Raw genomic sequence first — 23,351 nt, forward strand, 5'->3', positions numbered from 1 at the left:
ACGGCGGCGGCGCTCACGTGACGAAGAAGATGCCGGCGTCCGTGCCCGCCGGGGTGTACTCCGCGAGCCGTGCCCTGAGGCCGTCCTCGCGCTGCGGCCGGTACAGGTCGTGGAAGGCGCCCATCTCGGCGCCGTCGTCCGAGCCGCGCCGGATCTCCTCGGCGCACCTGTCCGCCAACAGGCCGTACCAGGGCGTCCCGTACCGCAGCGACGTGAACAACGGCCGTGCGCCCGCGTTCAGATCGGGCTGGCAGCGGAACCGGCGCGGGGTGCGCGAGCCGGGCGGCACATACGAGTACCTGAGGCAGCCGATGCCGCGCCGGGCCACATGGAGCCGTCCGGTGAGGATCGAGTTCTCGGCGATCTGCACGGCGTGGGTGAAGATCTCGCCGATCACGGTGGTGCGATGCAGGTGGAGCACCGCGTGGGCGTGACGGCAGTCCGGTGCGGACAGGGCCTCGCGACCATGGCCGGTGGCGTCGAGGACGCTGTCGCGCAGATGGATGTCGAGGGGGTCCTCGCTCACCTCGTCGCCGATGACCTCGATGGTGCCGAGGATGCTGTGCTCGATCTGGACGCACGCGGTGGTGCGCTCCAGGACGATGCTGGGTTCCTCGGGCGAGTGCGGGTCGCACTCGGGCTCCAGCGACCAGCCGGGCACGAGCGTGGAGTGCCGTACGACGACCGCCCCCATGGGGCCGGTGACGTTGATGCCGCGTCCGGCGACCAGCAGACCGTCCAGGACGATGCGCGGACGCTCGTGCGGGGCGCAGTCCTCCGACACGGCACGGATGTTGAGGGCGTCGGGACGGTTGCTGTACCAGTCGAGCAGGCGGATCACCGGCCGGGTGCCCTCGGCGGCCCGGACCTCCAGGCGGTCGCCGGGGTCGAGGTCGAAGTCCAGCTGCTCCTGGTAGGCGCCGCTGTGCGTGATCTCGATGATGCCGTCGGGGCCGGTCCGCTCGGCCCTGCGGTCGTGCTGCCAGGCCCGGTAGGCGTCCATGATCTGGCGGTACGGCTGCCCGGGGCCGACCCGGTAGACCGCCGCCTCGATGGGGGTCCCCCCTGCTCGAGCGGAGTCGAGAGCTTGGGGGAGGGGCTCGCGGTCGGGGCGGTCGTACTCACCGCCGCCCATGTCCGCCGCGAACGCGTGGTGGTAGTCCACCCACACACCCTGCCGGGGCGCCGACCGCGAGCCGAACGCGATCCGCCCGAGCTCCGGGTCCACGGCGACCTGGCCGCGCTTGGGCCGGTAACGCCAGTCGGACAGGTCGGCGACCACGATGTCGGACGGCGGTACGGGCTGGTCCTCGCCGTCACGCCGGATGACGAGGCTCTTGCCGGGACCGTAGTAGTCGGCGAGCCGGTCGTGGAGCTGGCGGCGGGTGACGAACGCCGGGACGTTGTCGATGGTCGCGATGTGCGTGGGCGACGGCTCCGGGAACGGCTTGGTGACCAGCGGGGTGTCGTTGCCGAGGATCGAGAAGGTGTAGAGGTTGCGGGCGCGGTCGATGCAGTAAGCCGGGGACTGCGTGAGCGAGTGCGCCTTCAGCCGCCAGACGAAGAGGGCGACGCCCGCCGGGGTCCAACCACCCTGCCGGTGCCGGGAGTTGGCGCGCCGGACGTCGACCGTGCGGGCCGTCGCGCCGAAGGGGCCGCCCGCGAGGTCGAGGGCGGAGTTGTCGCGCAGGTCGACGAGCCGGCCGCGTCCGCCCCGGTGGGCGCCCGTGTCGCCGTACAGCTTCACGGGCTGGGTGTGGGAGACCTGCCGGGACAGCTCGACGGCGCGCGCGGGCCAGCCGGTGACCTGGTCGGAGAGTTCCTCCAGGAGGTGGAGGGTGCCCTTGCGGCGGCGGCCCGCCACGGTGGCGGCCACGTCGGCGCGCGGGGCGACGGCCTCGGCGAGAGCGGCGCGGCCCCCCTCGTGCAGGCCGGTCGTCAGGACCCGCTCGTAGCCGGGCAGGGTGCGGTAGCCGACCAGATCGCCGAGGTACGGCAGCACCCAGGGGGCGGCCGTCTCCACGAACAGGTCCTCGTAGCCCTGCTCGACGCCGTCGCGGACCCGGTCGAGCTGCTCGGCGATCACCGCGAGCAGCGCGCGCAGCGGTTCGCCCTCCTCGGCGTCGCGCAGCAGGTGCCAGCGGGGCAGCAGCGCGGCGAGCCCGTCCGGTTCCCTGGACGCGGTAGGCGTCTCCAACTTGACGTCCGGGGACATCACTTGACCTCCGTCAGAATCAGGGTGTCCGCGGCCTTGGGCGACAGCATCGCGAGCTGGGCCGGGCGGATACCGCGGAAGACGAACACCGAACGGCCCTTCGCCAGGCGCCGGGTGTCGGTGATGTCGGGGTTCAGGCGCAGGAGTTCGGCGAGCGGGACGCCGTACTTGGCGCAGATCTCCGACAGCGTCTCGCCGTTCGCGGCGCGGACCGTGTGGATCTTCTCGTCGTACGTCGCCGGGTGCGCCGGGACCGACGCCCTGGACGGCCCGGGGTCGGTGAGGATCCCGGTGAGTTCCTCGGCCGTGGCGGACGCGGGGACGCCGGTGAAGACGTCCACGTCGACGTAGTCGACGCCGGGCACGGAGTGGGCCGTGGCGAGGACGTCGGAGAGGCGGGTGGGCCTGCCCAACTCCCTTCCCTCGTAGCCGAGTCGGCCGAGCAGCGCCTGGCGCAGCCGCGGCTCCACGAACTCCCAGGCGTGGTCGGGGGCGACCTTCACCTTGGCGGCGATGAGCAGCAGGACCAGCTCGCGCACGTCCACCCGCACCGGGAGGTTCAGGTCCCCGTACTCGGTGAGCGCACCACGCAGGGCCCTGAGCGTGTCGGAGTCGTCGTCGATCGGCACGTCGTCGGTGCCCGCGACCGTCACGTGCAGCACGCGGCGGCGCCCGTCGAAGAGTTCACGCGCGGCGGCCCGGCCGATGCCGGCGCGGGAGCGGGCGAAGTCCTCGTAGTCGGACTCGGAGACCAGGCGGTCCAGCGCCGAGACGGCAAGGGGGATCGTACGGCGGGTCAGGCCGGGGCCGTCCGCGTCCGCGCCGCCCTTCGCCGGGCGCGGGTTGGTCACCTGCGTGACGCCGAGCGGCCGGGTGAGGGGCTGGGTGACGCGGTCGGCGGCGACGTTGGCGGCCTTGCCGGTGCCGAAGCGGTAGCGGGCGCGAATGTTCTCGTGGCCGGAGGGCAGCCGGGCGCCGTTGATGCCGTCGCCGAAGGTCACCGTCGTACGGCCGTCGGCGGTGGAGCCCGTGATGTAGACCCGCTCGCCGGGGCCGCGTCCGGCGAGGCTGTCCACCTCGTGCCACTGGATGCCGTCGACCCGGATCTCCAGGACCGGTGTGGCGCCGAGGGGGTTGTCGTCGGCGAGCCAGGTGAGCGGGGACTGCCAGAGCGCGAAGGTCTGGTTCACGCGGTCCGAGTCACCGCTGCCGATGGCCTCCTCGCGGCTCTCGCCGTGGGTGGCCTCGACGACATTGCCGAGGATCCTGACGCTCTCGCGGCGGTAGCGATGCGCGAGGTCGGCCGTCAGGGTCAGGCGGGTGTGGACGTGATCGCCGGGCAGTTGCGGGTCGACGGCCGGGTCGGCGGCGGCGATGACGACGACCTCGGTGGCCTTCACACCCGCCGTCCCCGGGATGTCGCTGCGCTCGCCGCTGACCATGAGCGTGCGGCCGGGCCGCAACCCGTCGTACAGCTCGGCGAGTTCGATCTCGTTGCCGTGGATGTCCTCGCCGAGCGGTTCGTCGGCGAGCCGGAGCGGTTCGCCGGCGGCGTGGACGGTGGTGTCGCGGATGTGCGAGAGCAGGACGTCGAACTCGTCCAACCACGGGTCGGCCAGGGTGAGTTCGGTGCCCCGTCCGGTGATGCCGTAGTTGCTGTACGCCGCCGTACGCGCCGCGACGACCTGGCTGGTGACGAACGCGAGCTTGGCGTCGCCGGGGATGCCCTTCTCGGCGCCCTTGGCGGGACGCTGAACGGCGACCCAGCTGCCGACCGTGATGCCGGTGTGGACCGTGTCCAGCTGGAGGATACGGCGGTTGAGGGGCTCGGGCTTGCTGGCGATGACGACTTCGATGTTGGGCTCGGTCGTACCCACCGTGTACTTGACGCCGACCTCGTACTCGCCGTGGGTGAACTGCTCGCTCGTGTTCGGCCGCAGGGCGATCTGTTCCGATGTGCCGTTGTGGACGCCGACATGGACCAGGCCCTCGTCGTCCGGCCGGGACACGAAGAGCGTGCGCTCGGGCAGGCCCGAGTGCAGGCGCGCCGTGACGCCGGGCTCCTGGGAGTCGGCGGGCCGGCGGTTGAGCCAGTTGAGGTCGCGGTCCTGGCCGGAGCGCACCGACAGCTCGACCCGGCCCGTGCCGAGCGGGAACCCGACCGGCTGGGCGACGGGCAGGTTCTCGGCGCGCTGGTCGGAGCTGCTGCCCTCGACGTACTGGAACTCGGCGCGGACCGGGGTCCGGCCCGACGTGTCGTACACGACCCGCATGCTCGCCAGCACGGCGCCCGTGAGCGGCCAGTCGGCGGTGCGGATGACGCGGCCGCGGTCGTCCTGGACCGGCTTGAGCGGGGCGGTGGAGCCGAAGGGGGCGGCGGTGACCCTCATGGCGAGCAGCTCGCGGAGAAGCTGCGGGGCAGCGGACGCCGCTTTGCGCCAGGCCGGGTAGAGGCTACCGAGGCCGGGGTTGAGGGCCGAGAGCAGGCGGGCCGTGTCGGTGCCGGGGCGCTGGGACCCGGTGCCGCCGCGCGGGGCAGGGTTCGAGGCACGCAGGGCGGGGAGCACAGCACCGAGAGCTGTGAGAGCCGCGGTGCGCGAATCATCCCCAAGGGGCGCGGGGCTGTATCGATCTGCGGCTCCGCCGCGGGGCGCGACCAGCCCCAACGGCGCCGCAGACGACCGACTACCTGGCTCTACCGATTGCGCCGGTGCCAACTCCAAGGCGCGTTCCGCCAGTTCGGCCAGCACCGCCTCCAACTGCTCGAACCAAGCCGCGACGTCCTCATACGGCTCAGCCAGCACCTGGGCCTCGCCGAGACGGGCGACCGGCTCGGCAAGGCGGGCCGCAAGCCGCTCGGGACTCTTGATGCCGTCCAGATCCCCCCGCAGCGGCGCGAGAACCTGGTCCTCGAAGTCCTCGATCAGCCGACTGACCGGCCGCGGGTTGGGCACCTCGGGCGTGGGCGGCTCATCGCCGGGCTCGCCCGGAGCGGCCGGCGCGGCCGTCCAGCGGCGCACCTCGTCGACGAGCTCCTTCAGCGTCGGTGGAGCAGACTTCGGCAGGGAGATCGCCGTGATCTCGTCCTCCCGGTCGACCCGCGTCTTCGCGACCGGCAGCAACTTGCGCTCGCCACCCGCCTGTTCACCGAAGACGAAGAGCAACTGGTCGCCGGTCTGGAGCGAGTTCGCCGTGCCCTCGACGAAGATCTCCGAGCGCCGCTCCAGGTCCTCGGGCGTGACGAGGGAGGGGCGCCGGCGACGCACCTTCAGCTCGTTCCAGTCCCAGCGGGCCGTCAGGTCACGGCTGGTCTCGAAGGTCAGGGACTGCTCGTCGGCCGAGGCCGGCACGCTGTGGCTGCGGGCGCCGCGCGGGATCAGCACCGGCAGCGCCTCGGCGCGCGGGTCGCGCTCCAGGGTGTACGCCAGGTGCGTGGCGGCGGCGACGCCGGGGCGCGGGCGGTGGCCGACGAGGCGGCCGAGCAGGACCAGGGAGCGGTGCTCGTTGGCCGTACGGATGTAGGCCTCGTCGGCGATGCGCTCGGAGTGGAACGTGAGCAGATCGCCGAGGACGGCGGTGGCGTCGAGGAGGCCGATCGCCGGGTCGTCCGGGGTGCGCACGGTGAGGCCTTGGAGCGCCGGGTACGCCGGTGAGGCGAGCCGGTCGAGCAGGGCCGCCCGGAAGGAGCCGTACTCGCCGACGCGGTAGTCCAGGGCCGTGCGGCCGGGCGGGTTGTGCACGGGGGCCGGGGCGAGGCGTTCGTCGTGGCCGCCGCGGCAGGCGCCGCCGCAGCCGCACTCGTCGGGGAACGTGCCCTCGGTCGTCGGGACGCCGGTCATCGGGCACCTCCCAGGGATATCGCCAGCCGGCCGTTCTCCGGCCGGTCCGGGTCGTTGTCGCAGGTGGCGATCTCCAGCGGGCCGAGCCGCAGCACGCCGTCCTCCCTCTCTCCTCGGTCCGGCTCGAACAGCCTTCGCAGCCGGGTGACCTGGACGCTCTCCACACCGGGCACGGCCGCGGCGACGGCGACCAGACGGCTGAGCCGCACCGGCTCGCCGAAGGTCAGCGCGTCCGGGTGGAAGAAGCCCCGCACACCGCTGCCGAGCACGCGGTACAGCTCGGCCAGGATCTGCCCGTGCTGATGGCCGGGCTTGGCGCACACGGTCAGCGCGATGTCCAGCGGGACCAGGCGCGCGGCGTCGACGACGAGGTCGTGGCCGATGCGCCGGTACGGCTCCAGGGCCTGGGCGACGGAGGCGAGCAGCTCGGCCGACGGGGCGCCGGTGCCGTACGCGTCGACGGCGATGTGCGCTTCCTGGACGCTGCCGGTCCAGCGCAGCTCAGCCGCCGCCCGCTGGACGCCGGGCAGGGCACCGGCGAGGGCCGCGTAGTCCTCGGCGGTGACCGCGCGCAGGCGCGTGCGGCGCAGGTCGAGCGGGGCCAACTGGCGTACCTGCTCGACGGGTTCGGGTTCCGAGCCGCCGACGGCGGGCAGCGGGTTGCGTACGACGGCGGCGGGCGGTGTCTCGCAGTCGGACTGGACGACGAGGTGGTTGATGGCCTCCGCGCCGACGTTGCCGGCCGTGCCGCCGCCGAGGCGGTAGTGCGCGGCGAGCCGTGATCCCGGCGTGGGCCTGACGCCGTGGCGTCCGTCGCCGAAGCGCAGGGCGAGACGGCCGTCGTCCTCCAGCTCGCCGACGAAGTGCCGGTCACGCGGGCCGCTGTCGAGCAGGTCGCGGCGCGGCTCCCAGGTCTCGTCGTCGCCCGCGTGCAGGCGTACGGCGGGCAGGGCGCGGCGCGGGTCCTGGCCGAGCGCGGCGGTCGCGGAACCGCGCAGCACCAGCTCGTCGGGGTGCAGCCCGGCCGCGTACGACGGGCCCCAGCTGTGGGCGATCTCCCAGGCGATGTGCCCGTCCAGGACGGTGCCCGCGCGGGCGCGGGCCGTGAGGACCTCGATCCGGCGCAGCTTGGCGTCGAGCAACTGGTCGCTGCGGAACAGGAGTTCGCGCAGGGCACGGACGGGATGGCGGCGCAGCTCGATGCGCTCCAGGATCCGCAGACCGTAGATGACCGCGAGTTCGGCGATCTCGCCGTCCGCGAGGCCGTCGCGGTCGCGGGCGCTGCGCCACAGCTCGACGAGCCGCTGCCGCACCCGTCCCGGAATCGCGCCGATCCGCGCGGCCTGTCCGGCGGCGACGGTGGCCTGCTCAGGGAACGGCACCGCCTGCGTGACCGGCGTGCGCCCTAGGATGGGGCGGAAGCGGGGCTGGATGCCCGGGTAGACGGACTGGGCGAGCAGGGTGCGCAGGGCGGCGGCCTGGGCGTAGGACGTGCCGGGCACGACGCGCTCGTGGCGCTGGCCGGCGCGTTCCAGGCCGAGTCCGGCACGGTTGGTGGCTGATTCGCCGACGACCTCGAAGAGCTCGCGGATGTCGTCGGGGGCCAGCGCGTCGCCGGATTCCGCCTCGTCCGTGAGGGAGTTGATGAGCCGGGCGGGGGCGTTGCCCTCCTCGCGGTCGTAGCAGCCGAAGGCGGGCGGGTCGCAGGGGGCGACCTCGGCGGGTACCTGCGGGACGGTGAACGTCTCGGGGAGCCCGTGGAGCGTACGGCCGTGGTCGACCAGGACGACGTTGCCGCGGGCGAGGGTCACGTCCTCGACGGGCAGGCAGTCGCGACCGCCGCGTGTGGTGAGGCAGAGCGGGAAGCGCAGGGCGTCCTCGGCGGCCCAGGTGACCTCCAGGACCGGCTGGTCCTCGATCCGGTCCAGGGCCGGGGTGACGGAGGTCAGCCGGACGGCCTGCCGGTGGCTCGGGTCCGCGTCGCCGGGCGTGCCGGTGCGCGGGCCCTTGACCTCTTCCAGGACGAGCAGGTCGCCGGGCTTCAGGTCGAGTCGGCGGTCCCGGCAGGTCTCCGGGTCCTCCCACTCGTCGCGCAGGGTGGCCGAGGTGGCGCCCTTCGCCAGGGTGCAGACCTCGCCGCCCCAGGTCCACAGCCGGATCGCGTTGTGCGCGACGCGCAGCTCCAACGGGTCGGCGGTGACGACGGGTTCGAAGACCTCCACCGAGCCGCGCTCGTCGAGGTCGCCGAGATCGGCCTCGTCGATGACCGTGCCGGGCTCCGGGCGGTCGTGCGGGTCGAGGGTGCGGATGTCGACGGAGGCGAAGCGGTAGGTGCCCGGGGCGAGCGTGTGGTCGCCCGCGGACTCGACGGCGACGTACGCGCGGGCCGTGCAGCCGTCGTGCATCGCGTAGTCGATGAGCCGCACGTGCCGGCGTACGGAGACGCGCCGCCGCGCGGTGTCGAGGTAGGCCTCGGTGGCGACCGCGTCCTGCTGGTAGCTGATCTGGTCGCCGGTGTGGGCGAGCAGCTCGACGAGGGTCACGCCCAGGTCGGCGGGGTTGCGTTCGACCCAGTCGGGCGTGGTGAGCGCGAGCCGGTCCAGCAGCAGCTTGCGGATGGTGTCGTAGTCGCGGGCGGTGTAGTCGATGACGGGCGCGGCCGGGAATTCCGGCGCTTCCGGCTCATCTTCCTTGCAATCGAAGGGGGTTGGGCAGTCAGGCCGGAAGACGAAGCTCGCGCTGTGGTAGCGCTGGTCGAAGCCGCGGTACGGCTCCGTCCCGGGCCGTCCGTACGGGTCCGTCTCGACGAGGGAGAGCCGGTAGCGGGAGGTGTCGCCGGCCTGGTCGAGGGTGACGTAGAGCCGGTCGTCGAGCTCGGGGTCCTCCTCGCGCTCCACGCTGACGTCCAGGGCGGTGATGCCGGTGATGCGGCGGCCCCCGTCGATGCGGACGTTCTCGGGGCCGAGGCCGTGCGGGGCCTTGCCGAGGAAGGTGACGGTGAGGAGCAGCCCGTCGTCGCTGACCTCGACGGCGTCGACGCCGCCAAGCTGGGCGGCGCGGACCTTGCCCCGGCGGGAGGGGGTGGTGGTCGTCCCGGTCATGCCGCGGCCCTCCCTTCGAAGACGTCGTCGCGCCGGGCACCGTCGGCGCGCACGACGTACGACAGATAGACACGGACGACGTTGTCCTCGCTGATCACGTCGAGGGCCTCCACGTCGATGAGGTCGCCGAGCCAGCGCTGGAGCGAGGCGTGGACGGAGAGTTCGAGGGTGCTGACGAGTTCCGGGCTGGTCGGGGCGAAGACCAGGTCGAGGAGCCCGCAGCCGAAGTCGGGACGCATCACGCGCTCGCCGGGGCTGGTGAACAACAGCTGCTCGATCAGGTCGTGGACGTGCTCGCCACGGGTGGCGTGCGCGGTGCGGCCCCGGCGGTCGGCGCGGAAGGGGAACGCGAGGTCGCTGCGGGGGCGCCCGGCGGTGTGGCGGCTCATCGGATGGTGACCTTTCGCTGCGCGGCCTGGACGACGGGTGGTCCCTGCGGCACGAAGGCCGCGCTGAAGCACTGGGCCGCGGACGTGTCGAGCAGCACGGGCCGGCCGTCGACGGTGACGCCGGTGCCGTCGGCGGTCCAGCGGACCGACACGCACGGCGAGGGCACGCCGTTCACGGTGTGCGGGCAGCCGGTGACGACGTAGCTGTGTGCGGCCGTGGCGACGGCGGCGCCCGCGAGGCGTACGCCGCCGGAGGGTGTGGTGGCGGGCGCGACGCGGCCGCCGTGCGGACAGCCGATCACGGCGCCGGCGTCGAGCAGACTCCCGGACATGGTTCGTGCTCCCCCGTCTTTCTTCGTCGATGTCATCGCTTCGAGAGCACAGTGAGCTGGCCCTCGTTGATGGTCACTTCGTTGCCGCGCAGCAGGACCTCGGCGCCCGCGCCGGTCGAGATGACCACGGCTTCCTTGGTGATACGGATGTACGCGCCGCCCTGGGCCTGGAGCAGAATCCCCTGCTCGGCACCGGGCGTGTCGTTCATGACGAGCTTGTGTGCCTGCGGCGTCTGCACGACGACGGGCTTGTTCGGCGAGTTGGCCTGCAACTCGCGCCGCGCGTCGGGCGGCAGTTCGTCGGCCGCCCCGTACCAGCACCCGGTCCACACGGGGAAGCTGGGATCCCCTTGCTCGAACTCCACCCACACGCCCGCGCCCGGCGGCGGCACCACGAACTGCCCCGACTCCGGCCCGGTGAACGGCAGGCAGGGCAGCGCCCAGGTGGACGGCTCGTCGCCGAGGACGTCCGGCACCTCGACGGTGACACGGCCGATGCGCAGCGGGTCGTCGTTGCTGACGACCCGGCCGCGGAACTTGCCGAGGTAGCGATTGCTGGGTGCCGCCATGGTGGAGGTGCTCCTGGTAGGTGGGTCGTGAGCGGGTGTGTGTTACGGCCGGACGTAGTCGCTGCGCGCTTCCAGGCCCTCCCGGGAGAGGGTGAAGTTCTGCTGGTACGAGCCCGGACGCAGGTTGTGCGTCACGGACTTGACGAAGTAGTCGCCGTCGTACGCCCGTCCCGAGCCGCGTACGCCGACGAGCTGGCGCGGCTGCAGGATGTAGCCGTGCCGGATGACGTCGAGTGAGCCGGAGCCCGAGACGACGTCGGCGGACACGGCGGCGCGGGCGAGGAGTTCGGCCTCGGCCTGTTCGCGCTGGTGCTTGGCGGTGCCGGAGAGCGTCCTGCGCTTGAGGGCCGGGGTGGGCCGCTTGCCCAGGGGCGGGCGCAGTGGGCTGATGGACGGCTGCGGGAGCAGGTCCGACTGCCGGGTCTCGGGGTTCTGCCAGCGGGCCTGCGGTTCCTCGCGCGCGGTGCCGTCGTACGCGAACGTCAGCTGGTCCACGGTGGAGTTGGCGTCCATGTTGACGTTGAGGGCGTGCTGACGGATGCCGAGGCGGACCTCGGGTCCCCAACGGGCGGAGGACTGACCGGGGTTGGGCCCGGGCTCCAGATAGAAGGTGTAGCCGTTGGCCCGCGCGAGCTCGGTGACGTACTGGAGGTCGGTGCCCGTCTGGTAGTGCACGCGGAGGTCCTGGTGCGGGGGTTGGGCGACCTTCTCGGTGTAGACGTCGGGGCGGATGCCGTAATCGGAGTAGCGGCGCAGGATGGCGAGGACGCGCTCGGAGGGCGGGAGGTTCGGGTACCGGTCGGTACGCTCCTCGAGGTCCATGAGGAGGGTGAGGTCCTCGCCGGTGACGGTGAGGGTGGAGTGCCCGGGCTGGTTGCTGGCGCCGACCTCGTGCCGGACGACGAGCCCGTCGAAGAGGACGTCCGAGGTGCCCTTCACGCTGACGGTGACGACAAGCCGGGTCTTCGGATCGAAGAACCCCTCGGGCAGCAGCCGACGGCTGATGATCCCGTTCTTGGTGAGGTCGAAGGCGAGCTGAAACCCACTGCGCTCCCCCGCGGTGGCGGTGATCTGGGCGGACAGCAGGGCCTCGGTCACCTCGGCCGGGACGGGCCGGGCGAGCTTGGGCCCCATGAGGAGCGTGATGTGGACGGGGCCCTGCCCCACGGGCAGATCAAACACGCCGCTCTCCCCTGCCGCCCGGGAAGCCGCCGGCGAGCGGGATGTCGATGACGCGCCCGGCCTCGTCGGTCAACTCGCGTGGATCGAGTACGGGGTTGGCGTCGGCGATCTGCCACCACTGGGAGGGGTCGCCGAAGTACCGCTGCGCGAGGAGGTCGGGGCGCTCGCCGGCGGCGACGGTGTGGGGCAGGGTGTCGTCGGTGTCCTGGCTCTGGTCGAGAGGAGGCAGCAACCGCCGCTTGGTGTACCGCACTTCGGTGCCGTCCGGCTGCCGGTGGATCCCGATCTCGGCGTCGTGGTAGCGGCTGGTGCGGGGGTAGGGGTGGGCGCCGGGTATGGCGTCCAGGGCGTTCTCGTAGGGCTCTGTGTTGGCCATGGTGTGCTCCTCAGCCCCTTCCGATCACGGCGTTGGTTCCGATGCCGCCGCCGAGCCCGAACGAACCGAGGCTGCCACCGCGCGCGGCCGCGGCGAGCCGCTCCTTCTGGGCGAGGTGCGCCATGTAGAGGTCGGCGCCGCGGTGACCGGCCGGCAGATCACTGACGGTGAGGATCTTCATGCCGATGCTGAGGGAGGCCCGGATCGGATTGAGATTGACGTCGAAGGCGGACTCGTTGACGGAGAGCTCGGTGAGCCGGACGGGCATCACGCGCTTGCTCCCCCAGGTGAAGAGGGTGAGCGGCATCTCGATCGGACTGATCTCGATGGCCCCCTTCTGGGAGAGCTTCATCGCTGCGCGGAGCTGGGCGGTGGTCGGCTGCACCAGCATTTCGAGCGTGGCGAGCTGCGGGTGGATCCCGTCGGGCGCGGCGATCTCGAACTGATCGGTGGCGTCGATCTCGGCGGTGAACTTCCAGGTCTCCTGGGCGGGGCCCTTGAGGCGGAGAGCCTCGTTACGGTCCCCACTCCCGGTGCCACCGCCCCCTGCGTCGCCGCTGTCGCCGGCGGACTGGGGGGCGACGCTGCGCTCCAGGGTGTCCGGGTTGAATTGCAGGACGATGATCCGCTGGGGGGTGCCGGTGTCGGGGTTGACTACGACTATTCCGGAGCGGATGGGTTTGGGGATGTCGGCGTAGCGGGTCACAGACGTTCCTCGAGTCGGGCCCGCAGGTCCGTGTAGTCGTGGTCAGGGAAGACTTCTTCAAGCGCATCCAGGGAGATCTGCAACTGACGGGCGAGCTGACGGAATTCTTCGTCGGCCAATCGCGCGTCGGAGTAGAGATACTGCCAGCCAGGGATGCCTTTCGTGATGAGCAGGTTGTCCACGTATGACGAGTAGTCAAGATCAAGCAGCACAAACCGTTGTTGGTTCATGTCGTAGAACCAGATCTCCTGGCACGGAGACATGTCCATGTGGACCCGCAGTGCCGTGAGACGACCAGAACCCGGTGCTTCCTCAAGGGTCTTGATCTCATCCATCACCAACTGCTCTTCCGGTGTCAGCCGCTCGTCCGTGTAGGGCATGTAGCGTCCCGACAGGCAGGTCCTGAGATCCTTGAGAGCGAACTCTCCGTATACGCGGAAGTCGGCGGTGCGCCAGGAAAGCTGGATCTGCTCCACGTCGAGCAGATGGTCCCTCACCTCATCGACAGCGGCGGGCCCCATGTAACGGCGAATCAGCTTCGCATCATCTTCCGTGAGTGGACGCTCCCCCTCGCTTTCGATCTCGAAGCTTTCCACGGTGAACTCAGCCGTGGACCTCACCTGCTCGAACGCCTCACGGGCACGCAACTGGAATGCGCTTGGCATCTCTTCCTCCCTGGCTAGTTCTTCCAGTCAATCTTCCCTGCTCCGGCGAGCTTCCTGAGTTTTGCCAGAGCAGGGTTGATCAACCGCCGCACCTCGTCCGACATGCTTGCCCTTCTGGTGTCCAGATACCGTTGCACATCGGAAACCGAGTAGTAGTGCGGATGGCCGTCCGGTACCTCGCGGCCGTACCTCGTAGTGGTTCTGTTCTCGCCGCTCGTGCCCAGGCCGGCGATATAGCGGGCGATCTGCCCCCAGGGGCGGTCCATGTCCGCGTCTCCGCCGAGGTGGTTGAAAAGGGTCTTGGCCCGTGCGGAGTTGATGAGGAGTCGCGTGTGCTCGTCCGGGGAAGGCAGCCGTATGTTCCCTATGGACTTGGTCTTCTTGGCTGTGGTGTGCGGTTTCCAGTCGCCCCGGTGCTTTCCGGTTCCCTTGATGTGGTCGTATTCGCCGTAGCTGGAGGTGATCTGTTGGGGGAATCCCCTGAGGACCTCCCCCGTGGGCCCTGGCTCATCTTTCTGCAGGGGATGGAAAGAGACAACGGACCTGTACCAGATCATGTCCCCCTTGCCCGCGATGTCATTGTATGCAAACTTCTCGAGTTCGTTGTTCATTGGCGTGTTCACTGAATATCCAGGCGCCGGAACCAAGTTGTTGTTGGATGCCATTCCCCCGATCTTCTCCGGGAGAAGATGCATGCGCACCCAGGCAGAATCCTTGGAAAGTCCCTTCGACGTGACGTAAGCCCAACCGGGTGGGTTGCTGTGGGGACCGGGCACCGATCCTGTGTTCCGCACGGAGCGGCTGAGGAACCGCGCATCCATGGAGCTCGCCTGGTTGCCATTGAAGGCCGGCAGATCCGGCTTGGGCAGCCCGTCCTCGCGTAGCTGCTTCAGTGCGATCCTCGGCTGCAGCAGCTGCGGGTCACGCCAGCGCTTGGCCCGCACGGGTACGGACGAAGGGTTGAGCGTGGCCACGACGTTCACATCCGGGTCGCCAAGGGCTCGCAGGCTGGTGAGTCCGTACCAACTCTTCATTGCGGGGAGCAGCGGGTCGAAGCTCGATTCCCACATGCCGTCTTCGTCGAGCAGCGGAAGCAGCTTGGCGCGTATGCGCGCGGTGATGATGGCGAGCCTCTTGCCGAGGTCGTCCTGGGAGCCCTCCTTCTGCTTCTGCTTGTCCTTCTCGACCTTGGGCTTGGGCCTACCTGGTCCGGCCTTGTCGGGCCGGGGCTTCGTTTTGGCGGGGCCCTTGTTGGGAGGCTTGGAATGGCGGGGGTTGGTCGGACTGTCCTTGTCGTCCTTGGACTTACCCGGTGTGTCCTTGTCGTCCTTGGACTTTCCGGGTGTGTCCTTGCCGTCCTTGCCCTTGGGCTTCGTCGGGTCCTTGCCGTCTTCCCTAGGCTTCTTCGTGCCGTCGTTCTCGTTCTTCGGCTTGTCGGCCTTGGGCTTGCCGTCCCCGTCCTTGCCGTCGCTGCCCTTCGGCTTGCCCGGTGACTTGCCGTCAGCGTCCTTTGGCTTCACGTCTGGGTCAGGCTTTGGATTGGAGTCAACCTGTGGCTTGGGCTTCGGAGGCAGCGTCGGGCGGGTGCCCTGCTTGTCGCCGTCCTTGTCCTTCGGCCGGCCCGGCTTGTCGGCTTCCCCGCTCTTGTTCGGCTGTCCCGGCTTGTCCGTGTCCTTGGGCTTCGTCGTGTCCCTGGGCTTGTCCGGAGTCGTGTCCTTGCCCGGCGCCTTCGTCGTCGGCTTGTTCGGGACGGGCTTCGCCTCCGGCCTTGCGGCCGAGCCCGGGCCCTTGCCCGGCTTGGGGAGGACCGACGTAGGACGCACCGTCGGCGCCCCGGTTTCCGGCTTGCTGTCCGCGGGCGTTCTGTCGCCCTGCTTGCCGCCCTTGTCGTCGGCGCCTCCGGCAGCGGGCTTTTTGCCGTCGCCCTTGCCGTCCTTGCCTCGGCCCAGCCTCTCGGCGATGCCCTTGAAGCGCCGCCCCACCTTCGCGACGTACTTGCCGATTCCGCTCAGCAGCGCCTCATACGCCAGCTCCAGCAGCGCCACGATGCCCGCCGCCACCGCCTTCGCGAACAGGATGCCCGCGCCGCCGCTGCGGACGGCCTTGAGCCAGTCGAGGACCGCCCCCATCGCGCGCAGGATCTCGCCGAGCGCACCGATGGCCGTGCGGATGGCGTCGATGACGGCCATGACCCAGCCGGCGCCCGGGATCAGTTTGGCGATGACCTTGGTGATGACGATCTCGCCGATGATGAAGGGGAGTTGGGGGACGATGGCGTCCCAGGTCTCCTTGACGATCTGCTCGAGGGTGATGCCGCCCTTGATCAGCTTGTCGAGAATGGCCTTCGGGACGCCGATGATCTCCTCGATCTTCGACTGGAACCATGCCTTGACGGCCGCCTTGACCTCGCGGAACAGGTGGTTCTTCGCGCCGTCCACCGCGGAGTTCTTGGCACCGCTCAGCCAACCACCCGGGTCGGACAGGAAGTCGACCGCGATGAGCATGAAGTCGCCGAGGGCGTTCAGCAGTCCGGCGGCGAAGTCCAGGACCGCCTTCACCGCGTCCACGACGGCCTTGATGACGTCCAGGAGGGCCTTCTTCAGGATCTCCAGGATGCTGCTCAGCAGCTTACCGATGGAGTCCAGCAGATCGCTGATGGCCTGCTTCAGCGCTGTGGCGAGCCTGTTGACGAGTGCGATCGCCGCATTGATCAGCGAGGTGATCAGGTTCCGGATGCGCTTGGCCAGATCGATGACCGCCCGCACCATCGAGATCGCGAACTCGATCAGATCCTTGATCAGGTTCTTGATCGCGTCGATGATGCCCTTGCGAGCCGCGTTGATCCATCCCTCGACGTTCTTCTTGAAGTCGCGGATGAAGGTGATGACCGCGTCACGCGCCTCGCGGATGACCCTGACGATCGCGTTCTTGATCTCGATGACCTTTTGTTTGATCCAATCAAAGGCCTTCGAGAGCCAATTGCCCGAGTCCTGGGCAGCGTTGTTCTTCTGCCGGTCCGCGTCCTTCTCTGCGTTGTCGGCCTTGTCCTTGACCTTCTTGTCGCTGCCCTCCTTCTCGGTATCGACCTTGTCGTCTGTCTTCTTTTCCTCGTCCTTGACGTCCTGGCGGACCTTCTCCTGCCGGTCGGACTTCTTGTCGCCGAGGCTCTTGAGCTCCTTGTCCTGCTCCGTGCGCCAGCCTTCGCGCTGGGCGGTGACGTCGGCCATCGCCTTCTCGCGCTCGCCCGCCTGCGTCTCGGTGTTGGCCGCGATCTCGGCATCGACCTGCCGCTTGTGCTTCGCCTGCGAGTCGCGGAAGTCACGGTCCTTGGCCTGACGGCCCTCCGACACGCCCTTCTGACCGTCGCTGAACGCGGCCTGGAACTGCGGGCCACGCTCATGCTCGGCCACCTCGGAGGCGGCCTCCGGCGGTACGGCTCCGGTTGCGCCCCCGCCCTCGACGGCGACACCTTCCCCACCGCCACCACGCCCCGGCACCTTCGCGGACATCTGCTCCTTGGGAGCGTTGGGATAGACCTGGTCCTCGCCCATCCCGCGACCGGCGTCGTCCTGAGCCGTCCCTATGGTCTCCTGGCCCTTGGCGTCGACGTGGCCGCCCTGCTCGCCGGACGCCTGCTCGGCTCCGCCCTGCATCTCGACGCCCGGCGCGTTGCCGGCCTGTGCCTGCTTGAGCGCGTCGTCCTTCGTCGGCAGACCGGCGAACTTCGCGGCCAGCTCCTGCGGATCCACCACGGGTTCGTCGGCGCCGAAGAGGCTCGCGACCCCGTTCACGATCTTGCCGCCGATGAAGCCAAGGGCCATCTTGAAGGTGTCCCAGCCGCCGGGCTCCTCGGCCTTCTCGGCCTCGATCTGGCCCTCGGGCTCCTTCGCGCCGGTGACCTCGGCGTTCTCCTGGTCCGGCGCCTGCGCCTGCGCGGCCGGATCCTGCGAGTACGCGGCCGGAGCGTCCGTCTTCGGCTTGCCCTCCAGCGTCTGCGGAGCGCCTGCCGGACGCTGCATGGAGGGCGGTGCCGCGGCGAGCGTCTTGTGCTCGTCACCGACCGTACGGTCCACCGCGCCACCCACGCCGCCCATGGCCTGAAGTGCCTTGTGCGGCTTGAGTTTAGAAGCTGTGGACAGGCCGGCCTCAGGGGCGACGCCAGAGAGGTTCGGGGCCGGGCCGGAGTCCTTCTTGCCCTTTCCGCGAGCCGGGGCGGCCGCCCCGCCGCCACCACCACCGCCGCCGGCACCCGAGGATCCCCCCGACGGTGCCGCCTTGGGCGCGGGTGCGGTCTCCGGTGCGCTCTTCGCCTCGGGGGCTGCCTTCGCGGCGGCTTGCGGCACGGATGCCGGTGCCGGTGCCGACTCCTGAGCGGCGGGCGCCGACCTGGGTGCCGCGGCCGGGGCCTCCGTACGAGCACTGGGCTCCGGCGCGCTTTCCTGGGGCGTACCGCCCGACGGGGCTGTCTCCGATGCACCCTCGGCACCGGTTGTGGCACCGGCGGACGTCCCGCCGGGCATGCTCGGGCCGCCTGAGCCGGACCCGCCTCCCGCGGCCCCTGCCGTGTCCTGCGCCGCCTGAGTGGTCTGAGCGCCGGCGGCCTCCGAACCGGAACCGCCCCCCGACTCCTTCGCGCCCTCTTTGCCTCCGGCCTCGGACTGCGCGGACCTGCCGCCGGTGGCCTGCTGCGACTCCTTCTCCGGCGCTGCCGCGGCCTTGTCACCGCCGGCCGCAGTGCCCTTCTCCTCCTTGGCCGCCGACTCCGTGGCCTCACTGCCGCCCTCGGACTTCCCGTCCGTCCTGCCCGGGGCCTCCTGCACGGTCGTCTGCGCGGCGACCGCCCCCACCTTCGGGTCGTCCCCCGCCTTGGGGTCCCGGGTCGCCGTGCTCGCCACCGGCGGCGCCGCGGCCTGCTCCAGAGCGAGGCCACCGACCCCGCCGTCGTTCGCCGGCCCGCCCTCGGTCTCCGGTGCCGACGACCCCGACTCCTCGGCGAGGTCCTCCTCCTCGGGCTCGGCCTCCGCGGCCTCGTCCTCGGCGTCCTCCGCGTCCCGCTGCGCCTGCACCTCTTCGGCCCTGGTCGGCGGCGGAGCGGGGAAGGACGGGACGGACGGGGTGGCGGACGGATCCAACGTGTCCGCCGTCGGTACGCCGGACACGTCGAGGTCCTGCTTCGGCAGGAAGTCCTCGGGCTGAAGCTTGATGTCCCAGGCGCTCGGCTCCTCACCGCCGACCTCGACCTCCGACTCGCTCCCGGAGCCGTCGGTGTCCTCCTCGGTCTCCTCCTCCAGCCCCTCGACGTCCTGATTGCGCTTCCCTTCCAGCGTGCTGATCCTGCCCGCCGACTGGGTGTCCTTGCCGGAGATGGCCGGTGAGCCCTTGGGCTTCTCCTGGCCCCGCTTGTCCTGCGGCTTGAGCTGCTGGCCCGCCACCCTCGCCTCGGCCGCGCCCGGCCGGTTCTTCGCCGCGGACTCCTCCTTGGTCGCGGCGGGCGTCTGCTCCTGCTCGGTGGCCTCCTTGCCGGCCTTCTCCTTGCCCCCCGCCGCGTCCTGGGACTTCTTCTCGCCGCCCTGCTGACCGCCGCGCTGCCCGCCCTCCGACTTCCCCCCGGATGCCGAGGAGGCAGAGGACTGGTCCTTCCGGGTCGCGGGCGCGGCCGACGCCCCCTGCCCGCCGCCTGTCCGGGAAGCCCCGGACGCACCGGCTGATCCCGCACCGGACGCCGGCTCCGACTCCCGTGGCGCACCGCCACCCTGCGGAGTCGTCCCGTGTTCCGGCGTACCACCGTTCTGCGGGGTGCTACCGGCCGCACCCTCGTCGTCGATCTGCTCCTTCTCCGGCCCGGGCGCGGTCTTCGGGCGCTGTTCCTCCGCCTTGCGCTCTTCCGCGTCCCGCCGCTCGTTCTCGCGCTCGGTGCGCACCTCCTCCGCCACGTCCGGCTCGATCTGGGGAGCGTCGTGCGCGTGGCGTTCGAGGGCCTCGGCGTGGTCCTCGTATGCCTCGACCTCGTCGACGAGGTCGAGCACCCGGTCGTGCTCGGGCGCGAGCAGCCGGTTCTCCAGGCGGACGAGGACGCCGTCGAGCAACACCTCGGGAAGCCGGGCGAGTTGCTTGCGTGTGCGGTGGGACAAGTCCTCGGGGTCGCCGCGCAGGGAACGTACGACGGAGTTGGCGACCCGGTCGACGAGGGTCGCCGGGTCCATGGCCTCGGCCCGGCTCCGATCGGCATCGACGGTGGCGTACCGCAGCCACCCAGGAGTCGCCTGGTCCTGCTCGACGTCCGCCGTCTCCGGCCGGGCCTCCGGATCCCGTACGAGATCCTGCGCCGCCGACTCCGCCTCCCGCTCGATCGCCTGCTGCGGCAGACTCACCGCCCCCAGCTCCCGCCCCGCGCGCAGCGTGCCGAGGCCGTGCGGGTTCTGGACGGTGTGGAGGAGTTCGTGGGAGAGGAGGCGGCGGCCCTCGTCGGTGCCGGGCTTGAAGGCGCCCTCGGCGAAGAAGACGTCCTGGCCGACCGCGACCGCGTCGGCGCCGAGGAGGTCCGTCAGCTGCCCGGCGTCGCGGCCCGTGTGCAGGCGGACGCGGCTGAGGTCGTGGCCGAGCCGCTCCTCCAGTTCTCGTCGTACGCCGGGGTCGAGCGGCTGACCGGCGCCGCTGACGATGTCCTTCGGCTCAGGCGTACGGGACTTGGCGGCCCGCTCCTTGCGCTTGCGGCGGCGCTGTTCGGCGGCCTGCTCGGCGTGCCCGTCCTGGGTCTGGGAACTCATCGCGTCACCTCCCCGTGGCCGCTGAGCCCCTCGTGCACCGCGCGGGCCAGCTCCTGGCCCAGGCGGCGGGCGGAGAGGCCGGCGGGCAGCGGGGGGAGGCCCGCGAGGGTGTCGGCGCTCAGGGCTCCGTCGGTCGCCAGCGGCACGCCGTGTTCGCTGATCAGGCGGGTCAGCTCGTGCTCGAAGGCGGCCGAGACACGGTCCGGGTCCACGCGGAAGCCATGGAGGGCGAGTTCGCCGATCTCCACCCGGATCTCGCGCGGCCGGCGCTCGCCGCCGGTCTCGCCGTTCACACCCATCCCCGCACCTCCCCCGGAGTCAGGGAACGCTCCAGCTTCTGGTACTCGGTGCGGGCCGCCGCCAGCATGTGCCGCATCTGCAGGCGGTCGCCCTCCTCCGCCGCGAGGAACGCCCCGGACAGCGCGATGTTGCGGATCGAGCCGCCCGCGACGGTGAGTTGGGCGAGCAGGTCCGTGTCGATGTCCTTGACCGGGGCCCGCGAGGGCAGCACCCGCCGCCAGATCTCGGCGCGTTCGTGCTCGGCCGGGAAGGGGAAGTCGACGACGAAGCGGATGCGGCGCAGGAAGGCGGTGTCGAGGGCCTTCTTCATGTTGGTGGTGAGGATGGCGAGGCCGCGGTAGGCCTCCATCCGCATCAGGAGGTAGCTGACCTCCAGGTTGGCGTACCGGTCGTGGCTGTCCTTGACCTCGCTGCGCTTGCCGAACAGCGCGTCGGCCTCGTCGAACAGCAGCAGCGCGCCGCCGCGTTCGGCGGCGTCGAAGACCCGGCGGAGGTTCTTCTCGGTCTCGCCGATGTACTTGCTGACGACCTGGGAGAGGTCGACGATGAACAGGTCGAGGCCGAGTTCCTTCGCCATGACCTCCGCGGCCAGCGTCTTGCCGGTGCCGGAGCCGCCCGCGAAGAGGGCCGTGACGCCGAGGCCGCGGCGCAGGGTGCCGGCGAAGCCCCACTCCTGGTGGACCGTGGCGCGTTGGCGCACATGGGCGACGATCTCGCGCAGGACGTTCGTCTGACGGTCGTGGAGGACCAGGTCGCCCCAGGCCGCCTCCGGTTCGATCCGGCGGCCCAGCTCGTCCATGCCGATCCGGGCCTCCTCCAGGCCAGCCCGCCAGGCGAGCTGCGCGGCGTCGAGGTCCTCGTAGGGCAGCCGGCGCCGTACGGTCGCCGCGGCGGACCGGATCACGTGCGGCGGCAGCTGGAACTGGGCGACCAGGGACCGCAGTTCGACCTCGTCCAGGTCGGCGATCGGATGCATCGCCTGGCCCCACAGCTCGACCTGCTCCTCCTCGTCGAGGCGCGGCACGGCGACGCGTGCGCCGTGCGGGCGGTCCGAGCGCAGCGGGTCCTCACTCGACACGACGACGGGTACGGCCGCTCCGGCCAGGAACGCCTCGGTCGCCGCCCGCTGGTCGCGGTCCAGGTCGCCGACCTCGACGAGCAGCGCGGCGGGCAGCAGGATCGCCTCGCGCTGCCAGAGCCGGGCGAGCCGGTCGCGTTCGGCAGGGTCGGTCGGGATGTCCTCGGCGCCCATCGAGTACACCCCGAGCCCGGAGCGGGCGGCCCCCGCGGCGGCGATGTCGGCACGGCTGCGCAGGTCACCGCCGGTCACCTCGACGAGCAGCGGCGCGTCGGGGCTCGCCCCAGTCGTCCAGCCCTCGGCGACCCGGCTCGCGGCCAGGTCGTACGACGGCGGCAGTTGCTCGGGCACCGAGGTGCGGCGCAGGCGGCCGTGCAGCCGGGCGTCCAGGTAGGGCGAGCCCAGCAGGAAGTGCAGGATCCGCTCGTCCAGGCGGAGGCGGGAGGTCGTCAGCCGGGACTCGTCGTCCAGCTCCGCGATCCGCCAGCGCCGTAGCGGCGCGACCGGCGTGAGCGCGCTCCAGTGCGGTTCGGCGAGGGCGGCCAGGGCGAGCGAGAACGTCGGGTACGCCCGCTGGGGGTCACCGCAGGCGGCGGCGCAGCGGGCCGCGGTCGTCGGGTCCAGCTCGTCGGCGGCGGCGAGGAGGATCAGGTCGCGTTCGAAGGTGGTGAGGCCGAAGCAGGCGACGAGGGCGTCGAGGGGGGCGGTGCCCGGGGCGGCCAGGGGTGCCGGGCTCGTCGAACCGGTGGACTCCGGCTCCGTTCCCTGTCCGGCGCCGGTGGCGTGGGCGTCGATCAGGGACAGGACGCGCCGGATCTCCTCGATCAGCGTCGCGCCGACGTCGTGTCCGCCCGCGGTGCTCGAAGTACCCGCCGTGCCCGGCTCGTTCGTCCCCATGCCCTCACCTGCCCCCGTCGTTCCCATGCCGTCTCAGCCCTCCGTGCCCTTCCGTGGCTCCGGCGGTGCCGACTTGCTTCCCCTGGATCCGGGACTCCCGGCGGTCCTGCGGGCCCGTGATGGAGCCTTGGCGACGGTCTTGGCCGGGGCCTTCGCGGTCTTCTTGGCAGCACCACTCGCCGGCCCGGGGTCTTCAGCCGTCGCCTTCTCGACGGCGCCCGCCGTTCCAACAGCGCCCGTCGTCTCAACAGCCGCCGAATCCCCGTCAGTTGACGGCATCTCGGCCCCCGGAGGGACCGGCGCACCCGGCGCCCCGAACGGCAGCACCCGTACCTCGGGCCGCTCCACCGGCTTGCCCGGCACCGGCTTCTCGCGGCCGTCGATGAGGATCAGGGTGGCCTGGTAGACCACGGACAGCGCGTACGGCGTCTGGTGGAGCATCCCCCACAGCTTCGACGTCTCGTCGATGTCCATCACCGTCGGCGTGAACCGCACCCGCTGCGTCGCCTCCGCGAGGTCGCTGTCCGCCAGGTGCGGGAGCGCGCCGGTCTCCTCGATGACGTCCTTCGGCAGAACCGGTATCTCGTGCAGGGTCCGCACCACGGAGCCGATCAGCCGCTGCCCGACCAGGGTCGTCTCGTCGCCGTACGCGCTGATGAGGAAGTGCAGGTCCAGCGCGGCGGCCGGCCGCTTCACCAGCGTGCCGTCGGACGCCCGGGTGGGCAGGTCGTTGTTACGCATCGAGGTGTTGGGCGTGACCTGGTACAGGAACACGTTGAGGGTGGGGTGGTCCGGCGGCTCCGTCGGCGGCTTGTGCGGCTCCACCTTCACGGCCTCGTCGAACTCCGGGCCCACGTTGGACGCGAGCAGCAGGGCGAGGGCCTGGGTGACATGGGCGATGGCGAGTGCGTTGCTCATGGCGTCGGTTCCTCGGT

Annotated in this window: 14 protein-coding genes; all 14 read right to left on the reverse strand. The window is 71.2% G+C overall.

Annotated elements, in window-relative coordinates:
• Positions 1-13 precede the first annotated feature (13 nt).
• From OG254_RS06390 to OG254_RS06455, 14 genes are read right to left on the reverse strand one after another with little or no spacing between them, the layout of a single operon-like run.
• Positions 14-2,215 (reverse strand): hypothetical protein, encoded by a 2,202-nt coding sequence (locus tag OG254_RS06390; protein ID WP_405578153.1) that lies wholly within the window; start codon positions 2,213-2,215, stop codon positions 14-16.
• Complete coding sequence (locus OG254_RS06395) at positions 2,215-6,054, reverse strand: putative baseplate assembly protein (RefSeq protein WP_405578155.1); 3,840 nt, start codon at positions 6,052-6,054, stop codon at positions 2,215-2,217. The genes OG254_RS06390 and OG254_RS06395 overlap by 1 nt, the downstream gene beginning before the upstream one ends.
• A complete protein-coding gene (locus OG254_RS06400) occupies positions 6,051-9,155 on the reverse strand; it encodes a putative baseplate assembly protein (RefSeq protein WP_405578158.1) in 3,105 nt (1,034 codons plus the stop codon). The genes OG254_RS06395 and OG254_RS06400 overlap by 4 nt, the downstream gene beginning before the upstream one ends.
• The gene (locus OG254_RS06405; RefSeq protein WP_405578160.1) at positions 9,152-9,544 is read right to left on the reverse strand and encodes a GPW/gp25 family protein; all 393 of its coding nucleotides are present in this window, start codon (positions 9,542-9,544) and stop codon (positions 9,152-9,154) included. The genes OG254_RS06400 and OG254_RS06405 overlap by 4 nt, the downstream gene beginning before the upstream one ends.
• Positions 9,541-9,876, reverse strand: coding sequence for a hypothetical protein (locus OG254_RS06410; protein WP_405578163.1), 336 nt, complete (start codon positions 9,874-9,876; stop codon positions 9,541-9,543). The genes OG254_RS06405 and OG254_RS06410 overlap by 4 nt, the downstream gene beginning before the upstream one ends.
• 32 nt (positions 9,877-9,908) lie before the next feature.
• The gene (locus OG254_RS06415; RefSeq protein WP_351194328.1) at positions 9,909-10,445 is read right to left on the reverse strand and encodes a phage baseplate assembly protein V; all 537 of its coding nucleotides are present in this window, start codon (positions 10,443-10,445) and stop codon (positions 9,909-9,911) included.
• A 42-nt stretch (positions 10,446-10,487) separates the two neighbouring features.
• Positions 10,488-11,627: a hypothetical protein gene (locus OG254_RS06420; RefSeq protein ID WP_351194326.1), complete on the reverse strand. Its 1,140-nt coding sequence runs from the start codon at positions 11,625-11,627 to the stop codon at positions 10,488-10,490.
• Entirely contained in the window at positions 11,620-12,003 is a 384-nt protein-coding gene (locus tag OG254_RS06425; RefSeq protein WP_351194325.1) for a hypothetical protein, read from the reverse strand. The genes OG254_RS06420 and OG254_RS06425 overlap by 8 nt, the downstream gene beginning before the upstream one ends.
• Positions 12,004-12,013: 10 nt before the next feature.
• Positions 12,014-12,709 carry a hypothetical protein gene (locus OG254_RS06430; protein WP_405578168.1) on the reverse strand — a complete coding sequence of 232 codons (696 nt, stop codon included), beginning with the start codon at positions 12,707-12,709 and terminating at the stop codon, positions 12,014-12,016.
• Entirely contained in the window at positions 12,706-13,374 is a 669-nt protein-coding gene (locus OG254_RS06435) for a hypothetical protein (protein WP_405578170.1), read from the reverse strand. The genes OG254_RS06430 and OG254_RS06435 overlap by 4 nt, the downstream gene beginning before the upstream one ends.
• Positions 13,375-13,388: 14 nt before the next feature.
• Positions 13,389-20,141: a DUF4157 domain-containing protein gene (locus OG254_RS06440; protein ID WP_405578172.1), complete on the reverse strand. Its 6,753-nt coding sequence runs from the start codon at positions 20,139-20,141 to the stop codon at positions 13,389-13,391.
• Entirely contained in the window at positions 20,138-20,440 is a 303-nt protein-coding gene (locus OG254_RS06445) for a hypothetical protein (protein WP_405578174.1), read from the reverse strand. Before OG254_RS06445 ends, OG254_RS06440 begins: the two co-directional genes overlap by 4 nt.
• A complete protein-coding gene (locus OG254_RS06450) occupies positions 20,431-22,416 on the reverse strand; it encodes an ATP-binding protein (RefSeq protein WP_405578177.1) in 1,986 nt (661 codons plus the stop codon). Before OG254_RS06450 ends, OG254_RS06445 begins: the two co-directional genes overlap by 10 nt.
• Before the next feature lie 33 nt (positions 22,417-22,449).
• Positions 22,450-23,334 (reverse strand): DUF4255 domain-containing protein, encoded by an 885-nt coding sequence (locus OG254_RS06455; protein ID WP_405578180.1) that lies wholly within the window; start codon positions 23,332-23,334, stop codon positions 22,450-22,452.
• Between the last annotated feature and the right edge of the window lie 17 nt (positions 23,335-23,351).

It is taken from the genome of Streptomyces sp. NBC_01092 (assembly GCF_045039535.1).
GTDB lineage: Bacteria > Actinomycetota > Actinomycetes > Streptomycetales > Streptomycetaceae > Streptomyces.